Origin of the sequence: Nodularia sp. UHCC 0506, from assembly GCF_034931045.1 — a bacterium.
Lineage (GTDB): Bacteria > Cyanobacteriota > Cyanobacteriia > Cyanobacteriales > Nostocaceae > Nodularia.
This window is the reverse complement of the sequence record NZ_JAYGHH010000003.1, coordinates 125256-132715: the sequence shown is the minus strand read 5'-3', so window position 1 is coordinate 132715 and position 7460 is coordinate 125256. Positions and strand designations below refer to the sequence as shown.

The following is a 7460-nucleotide window of genomic DNA, read 5'->3' as shown; positions in this document are numbered from 1 at the left end:
TAAGAGAAACTTGTTTGATAAGCCTCTGATTCTTGGCTAAATCCATTTAAAGCTTGTAAATGGCTATTTAACGCCACTTCTAAATGTTGAGAAATTGTAGCTTTGTCACCATTAAAAGAATTATCTGTTACTAGCTGATAATGAGCTAATCCCAAATTATTATAAGTAGCATATAAATCAAAACTTAAAGATTTGCCATTCAGTGAATTTGCCAAAGCAATAGCTTCATCATAAGCATCAATAGACAACTGTAATAAATTTTGCCGTGACTCTTTAGGTGTTTGAGATAAGTTTGCTAAATGCCAGTATGCCGTACCCAGATTATTTTGTGTCGCAGCGCAAGCACTAGGAACATTAGCTGGAGTACGATATTTTAAAGCTTCTCGGTAAACATCAATTGCTAGTTGCAAATTTTCTGCTGGTTGTTCGTCGTATTGTGCCAGATTCCAATAGGCAGTACCAATATTATTTTGAATCATGCCATATTTCAAAGGTTCCTGTTCTGGGTTGTAGTGAACCAGTGCATTAGTATATGATGCGATCGCTTTCTCTAAATGCACCACTGGTTGATTATATTGCCCTAAATGCCAGTAAGCAGTGCCTAAATTATTTTGGCACGCCGCATACTTTAATGGTTCGATCTCGGCTGTCCGATATCGCAGTGCTTCGCTGTATGCTGATACTGCTTTTTGCCAATTTTCTAAGGGGTTAGCAAAACGAGCTAAATCACCATAAGCAGTACCTAAATTATTCTGTACTCTTGCATAGGTGTCTGATTTTTCTGGAAGAGATATCAAATGTAAAGCCAAATGATAAAATTCAATTCCCTGCTCTATATAAGCTTTTCCATCACCTGAGTTATGGGGAGCGCGGTGTAACATCCAATAGAGTGTACCCAAGTCATTTAAAATATCTGGCAGTTGTGGTGATTCCTCATCGTAGGTGGCCGCTTCCTGATAGGCGAGAATTGCCACCATCAAATTTTCTAAACTTGACTTTCCCTGTTCAATGCGTAAGCGATATAAATTTCCTAACCGATGATAAGCTGCTGCCAGTTCCTCTCCAGAAGCTTGTTGTGTATGTAGTTCTTCAATTTCTAAAAGAATTTTCTGCGCTTCTTGGTTATCCTCGTCATCCTCATCTGTCGTCCTGTTGAGCATTGGGATGATTAGTTCGGTTAACTCCTTGCTAATATGAGGCAAAGACAATTGTAATGAATTATTACCTTGACTAGATTGAGCAGTGGATTTTTGTTGCTGCTTTGCAGTCTGCAATAATTCCGAGGTTAAAGCTAAAACTTGTTGTTCTTGACTGGAATCATGGGTTGTTGATTCCTCCGGAAAGTCAAAGTCATCTCCAAATTTTAAGCCGTTAGCGGACGAGGCTTTAAGTTCTGCCTCAATAACTGATTTATCAAAAACAGATTGCTCACTATCTTCTACATCCACACTTCTAGAACGGTCAGAACGTTCTGGATAACTTTGTTTTTGTGTCGTTGGTGTGGGTTCCCCCACAAACACAAACACACCAGTACGCAAACGCCAAAATTGTGGTGCTGATTGCTGAATAGCCGATAACCAAGGACGCGATACCCACAACAGAACGCTGGATTCTAGAGACTGACTGGACTCTAAAATTGAAAAATTTTGCTCACTCAAGCGCAAATAATGTAGAAATAAACGCTGTATTGCTACTGGCTGTTTAGTTAATTGTTCCACACCGACAATCTGAAATATCGGTATTGGGAGTGGTCTGCCTGACGTATCTTTTGATGCACCAACAATTGGTGGCGGATAATTAGCCAGCCATTGATTTATCTGTTCAATGGGATTAGGATCACTTAAATTCAACCTCAATGTTACCAATCGTGGATAAGCTGGAGTGCTAGATTCCTGACCATCCACAGGTTTATATAGCACTTGCCCGACTGGATAAGCTAAAGTAGAATGCAAACGAGCAGCTACTTGATTTCGTAAGTGTAAATTATCACTAACTGCCAAGAAAAATTGTCGTCTTAAACCAAGACTTAGGGCAAGTTTTAGACGATGATATACTTGTCGATTCCAAGTAAAATTACTGGGGTGTTTAGTATCATTCACGCTCATGGCGGCTAAGAAGCCCAAACATGGTATGTATAAATTTTACAGAGTACATGACAGCAAACAGAAGAAAATCAAATTATGACCGTTAATCTGCTCAGGATGCTGAGACTTTTTCAGACTTGGTAAAATATAAAGTATTGATTTATACTTTCCTTCTATATATAATTCTAACAAAAAATTGACCCTCCCCGTCTTATAGAAAGACGGGGATTTTTTTAGACTTGTTGCTAAATCTGGATAAAGGGTTATTTCTCTACCAGCGATAAAAAACAAAGCTCTTGAAAACGTAGAACCTGGAGAACCAAGATTGAGATTTTTTAAAATTTATTAAAAAATTGGCTACTCAACCGACATGAGAAACAGAGAAGGCAACAACAATTAAACCAACTACCAAAGCTGTACCAGCGAGTCCTAAGAAAATATAGGTACGTTTTTGCTCGTTTGTTGGAGGTTCTGCTTGATAAACCTTTGGTTCGCGGGCAAAATTGTTCAGACGACCGCCTTCTTCGTTTGTATAGGGCATGAATAAATTCCTGATTATTTACTTTTATTCGTTTTATGTTACATAAACGCTATATTCTGCTTTCGTACTTAGAGATAAATCTTTACGTTAACAAGTAGGCAAAGTGCTGAGTGGGGAAAGTGCTGAGTGCTGAGTGGGGAAAGTTTTGAGTAAGTTTCTTCTCCCCTGCTCCCTGCTCCCTGCTCCCTGCTCTCCTGCTAATTAATTGTGCCTGTGAGTGGTGAACTGGCACTAGCGTAGGTTTTCAGAGGCATTCTGCCAGCTAGATATGCTAAACGACCGGCTATTGTTGCTAAATTCATGGCTTGAGCCATTGCTGGGGGGTTTTGGGAAAGTGCGATCGCACTATTAATTAACAAGGCATCTGCACCTAATTCCATCGCCTGAGCCGCTTCTGAGGGTGAACCAATGCCGGCATCTACCACTACTGGGATATTGGCATTTTCAATGATAATTTGAATATTAGCGGTTGTTTTCAGCCCTTGTCCTGAACCAATGGGCGACGCTAAAGGCATGACTGTAGCACAGCCCACATCTTCTAGACGCTTGGCTAACATCGGATCGGCATTAATGTAAGGCAGGACAGCAAAACCTTCTTTAACTAGTTGTTCAGCCGCTTGTAGTGTCCCAATCGGATCAGGAAGTAAATATTTCGGATCAGGTATTACTTCTAATTTCACAAAATTATTATCTTCCTGTCCCAAAAGTTTCGCCATTTCTCGCCCCAAACGCGCCACCCGAATGGCATCTTCTGCGGTTTCACAGCCGGCGGTATTGGGCAACATCCAGATTTTTGTCCAATCTAAAGCTTCGGCTAAACCCTCATGTCCTGCGGCTTTAGTTTGTACCCTTCTCACTGCCACAGTCACAATCTGGCAACCACTAGCAACAACACTTTGCTGCATTTCTTCAATGCTGCGATATTTGCCGGTTCCTGTCATTAAACGAGATTCAAAGGTTTTACCAGCTATAGTCAGTGTTGTTAGCGGTAACGGGGCGTTTAGCCCGTGCTGAGTGCTGTTAGCGGGGCGTTTAGCCGGTGCTGAGTGGGGAGTTTGGGGAGTAGGGAAGTGGGTGAACATAGAATTGGGGGTAGATGACTGGCTATGAAAGCGGGAATAGTGGAAGTTAGATAATATGGGGTCAGATTTTTGTTCCCAAATCAAATCGGCAATTAAGGCTGCGGTGATCGGCGCAAGTAATATACCATTACGATAATGACCTGTGGCCAAAGTTAAATTTTTGCAGTGACTAGTGCCGAAAATCGGTAACTCATCGGGTGTGGCTGGACGAAATCCCCACCAAAATTCCTGAATGGGATAATCCTGTAATTGGGGATATAGACTAATGGCTTGTTGGAGTAAAGTTTGAATACCTGCGGGGGTGTTATGGGGTGTGAAGCCCACATTTTCACTAGTCGCCCCAATAATGATCGAACGGTTTCGCCTCGGTACGATGTAAATATTATCTCCAAATAAAACTCGTGTTAGGGGTAATTCTGGGATAAAATCAGGGACTCGCACCCTGAGCATTTGTCCCTTGCGAGGACTCACAGGTAATGGTAATAATTCAGATGACCAAGCACCGGTGGCTAAAACATAATGGTCAGCACGACTTACTCCTGTGTTGGTTTGTACGCCAAGTACTTCTCCCGACTGCTGTAAAAATGCTTCTACTTTAATACCATTTTTGAGTTCAACACCAAGAGACTCAGCAGCTGTCCTGAGTACATTTATTAAAGCCCGATTATCAACTTGTCCATCTTCTGGATACCACCAGCCACCAACGATATTTGAACCCAATCCTGGCTGATATTGATGAATTGCCGTTTGATTTAGCCAGTAGGGGAATTGGGCAGGGGCAGTAGAATTTAATTTATCTTTTTGTCCTTGATCAACTGGTGCGAGGATTCCACAAGGCCAGTAACCAGTATTTAAACTAGTTAAATCTTCGAGTTTGTGCGTCCAGTCTGGATATAAGGCACGCGATCGCCTACACAAAGAAAGCATTGCACCATTGGGGATATTTTCCGCATCTGGTGCTAACATCCCGGCGGCGGCGTGGGTAGCAGCAACCTGAAAATCATGGCAAAGCACGGTGACAGTTGCCCCGCGCAATTTTAACTCAACAGCGATCGCCAAGCCAATCACACCGCCACCAATAATTAAAACGTCACTAGTCATTAGTCATTAGTCATTGATTATTAGCTATTTACCATTACTACATAAACTAATAAACCATAACTAATAACTCGTCACGACTATCCAGGTTTACCACAAAGCCCGAATTGGACTTCTACCCTGATTGTTGGTGCTAGTTGAGGTTGTTGTACCTGAAGCAAAGCCTGTACTTCTAGTTTCTGATGTTGTAGTAGTATCTGATCTTGAGAAAGAATCATTACTCTGAGCTACACTACCTCTATTATTTTCAGAAGTAGAAAAGCTCTCCTGAGCTACACTACCTCTATTATTTTCAGAAGTAGAAAAACTATCCTGAGCTACGCTACCGCTACTTTCGGGAGCTGTTTCATTATTTGCATTCCGGCTCGGAGCAGAGCTATTAACATTAATATTAGCTGGGAGTACCTTTGAGGTTTTACCGTCAGGAGCATCATTACTGGCGGTTTGCTGTCCACCCATCGGAAAATTTATCCCTAATAATGTACCCAGTAAAATTGCCAAGCCTCCGGCCATGAGAATTAGTGGAGTCCATCTACCCATCTTAATATTTTCTCCTTTTTTAACCTAACCTTCTGGTGTCCATACTATTTGGGAACCTTATCCCCAAAAACTATCAAATTTTGTGACTTTTACATCCCCTAGCACGTGAGTTTGACAAGCTAAACGGAGTTCTGTTGTAGGAGAATGGGGAGGAAGCGAACGTCTCGCTTTGTCTCGCCAATTTGCAGCAGATACCGCACCTTCTACTTTGACTGCACAGGTTCCACAACTGCCAATGCCTCGACAGTTGATTAACTCAGCGCCGCCATTATGGAGGTCAACACCATTTTGCCGCAAAATTCGCCGTAAATTAGCTCCTGTGTAGCACTCAATTGTCTTACCTTGAGCTAGTACCTTGGGCATATCTCAATTACCAAATTGGCTTTTTGTTGTATATTGGCACATCGCCTTACTAGTTGTCTCGCAAGTCTCAGTTTTATGACCACGAACCCCTCACCTCAACTTTGGCTTTATGACACCACACTCCGGGATGGCACTCAGCGCGAGATGCTTTCAGTTTCTATAGAAGATAAGTTACGCATTGCCCGCAGACTCGACCAATTAGGAGTTCCATTCATCGAAGGTGGTTGGCCTGGTGCCAATCCCAAGGATGTTCAGTTCTTCTGGCAATTGCAAGAGTATCCGCTAAAACAAGCAGAAATTGTGGCTTTTTGTTCTACACGCCGCCCTCATACCACTGCTGAAACAGAGCCAATGCTGCAAGCAATTTTGACTGCGGGTACTCGTTGGGTGACAGTTTTTGGCAAATCTTGGGATTTACACGTTACAGCTGGACTCAAGACGACTTTAACAGAAAATCTCGCTATGATTCGAGATACTATCGAGTATCTTTGTTCCCAAGGGCGACGGGTGATTTATGATGCTGAACACTGGTTTGATGGCTACAAGCACAATCAAGATTATGCTTTACAAACATTAGAAGTGGCGATCGCAGCAGGTGCGGAATGGCTAGTCCTCTGTGATACTAATGGTGGTACTCTACCCCACGAAGTTGGTCAAGTCGTGGCATCAGTGATTAATTATGTATCCTTAACCAATAGCCAAAAACCAATTCCCCAAATCGGTATCCACACTCATAACGATTCAGATACAGCCGTGGCAAATGCCTTAGCTGCTGTCATGGCAGGGGCAAAGATGGTACAAGGTACAATTAATGGCTACGGTGAACGATGCGGTAATGCTAACCTCTGTTCATTAATTCCCAATCTACAACTTAAGCTCGGTTATAGCTGTATCGCAGAACACCAGCTAAATCAACTTACAGAAGCTAGTCGCTTTGTGAGCGAAGTGGTAAACCTCGCCCCCGACGAACACGCGCCCTTTGTGGGACGTTCCGCTTTTGCTCATAAAGGTGGTATCCATGTCTCAGCAGTCGAAAGAAATCCCCTGACTTACGAACACATTCAACCAGAACAAGTCGGTAATCTTCGCCGCATAGTAATTTCCGAACAATCTGGACTCAGTAATGTTTTAGCCAAAGCCCGGAGTTTTGGCATTGAACTAGATAAAGACAAACCAGCCGCCCGACAAATTCTACAACGCCTCAAAGAATTAGAAAGTGAAGGATATCAATTTGAAGCAGCAGAAGCGAGTTTTGCCCTCTTAATGTACGAAGCTTTAGGTGGTCGTCAGGAGTTCTTTCAAGTCAAAGGTTTCCAAGTACATTGTGATTTAGTTGAAGGTAAAGAAACTAACAATGCCCTAGCCACAGTAAAATTAGGAGTCAATGGGAAAAATATTCTAGAAGCAGCCGAAGGAAATGGGCCTGTTGCCGCTTTAGATGCCGCCTTACGTAAAGCTTTAGTGAATTTTTATCCCCAAATTGCCACCTTTGAATTGACAGATTACAAAGTGCGAATTCTCGACGGACATACAGGTACAGCAGCTAAAACTCGTGTATTAGTAGAATCAGGTACTGGTTCGCAACGCTGGACGACAGTGGGAGTTTCCCCCAACATTTTGACAGCTTCCTATCAAGCAGTTGTAGAGGGATTGGAATATGGTTTGTTGTTACATTCCCAAGCCAGGGGGGAAGAGGCAGGGGGGCAGGGTGCAGGGCGCAGGGGGGAGCAGACAAGACGGTAATTTCCCAAT

6 protein-coding genes are annotated in these 7460 nt (G+C 42.7%); 1 reads left to right on the top strand and 5 read right to left on the bottom strand.

The features are described 5' to 3' along the window. The 5 genes from VB654_RS03775 to VB654_RS03755 all read right to left on the bottom strand — a co-directional run. Positions 1-2105: tetratricopeptide repeat protein (locus tag VB654_RS03775; protein ID WP_323212110.1), on the bottom strand; the 2105-nt coding region annotated here is incomplete at its 3' end. Positions 2106-2445: 340 nt separating this feature from the next. Next, complete coding sequence (gene psb34, locus VB654_RS03770) at positions 2446-2625, bottom strand: photosystem II assembly protein Psb34 (protein ID WP_323212109.1); 180 nt, start codon at positions 2623-2625, stop codon at positions 2446-2448. A gap of 197 nt (positions 2626-2822) precedes the next feature. Next, positions 2823-4808 carry a glycine oxidase ThiO gene (thiO, locus tag VB654_RS03765; protein ID WP_323212108.1) on the bottom strand — a complete coding sequence of 662 codons (1986 nt, stop codon included), beginning with the start codon at positions 4806-4808 and terminating at the stop codon, positions 2823-2825. 87 nt (positions 4809-4895) lie between these two features. Further along, entirely contained in the window at positions 4896-5345 is a 450-nt protein-coding gene (locus VB654_RS03760; RefSeq protein WP_323212107.1) for a hypothetical protein, read from the bottom strand. 57 nt (positions 5346-5402) lie between these two features. Then, positions 5403-5708, bottom strand: coding sequence for a 2Fe-2S iron-sulfur cluster-binding protein (locus VB654_RS03755; protein ID WP_323212106.1), 306 nt, complete (start codon positions 5706-5708; stop codon positions 5403-5405). 75 nt (positions 5709-5783) lie between these two features. Between VB654_RS03755 and cimA the strand changes: the two genes are divergently transcribed. Then, the gene (gene cimA, locus VB654_RS03750) at positions 5784-7451 is read left to right on the top strand and encodes a citramalate synthase (RefSeq protein ID WP_323212105.1); all 1668 of its coding nucleotides are present in this window, start codon (positions 5784-5786) and stop codon (positions 7449-7451) included. The last annotated feature ends 9 nt before the right edge of the window (positions 7452-7460 follow it).

Bases quoted from the DNA above. Each gene is read 5' to 3' on its own strand.
- thiO (WP_323212108.1), bottom strand. From the start codon at position 4,808: ATGACTAGTGACGTTTTAATTATTGGTGGCGGTGTGATTGGCTTGGCG.
- psb34 (WP_323212109.1), bottom strand. From the start codon at position 2,625: ATGCCCTATACAAACGAAGAAGGCGGTCGTCTGAACAATTTTGCCCGC.
- VB654_RS03760 (WP_323212107.1), bottom strand. From the start codon at position 5,345: ATGGGTAGATGGACTCCACTAATTCTCATGGCCGGAGGCTTGGCAATT.
- cimA (WP_323212105.1), top strand. From the start codon at position 5,784: ATGACCACGAACCCCTCACCTCAACTTTGGCTTTATGACACCACACTC.
- VB654_RS03755 (WP_323212106.1), bottom strand. From the start codon at position 5,708: ATGCCCAAGGTACTAGCTCAAGGTAAGACAATTGAGTGCTACACAGGA.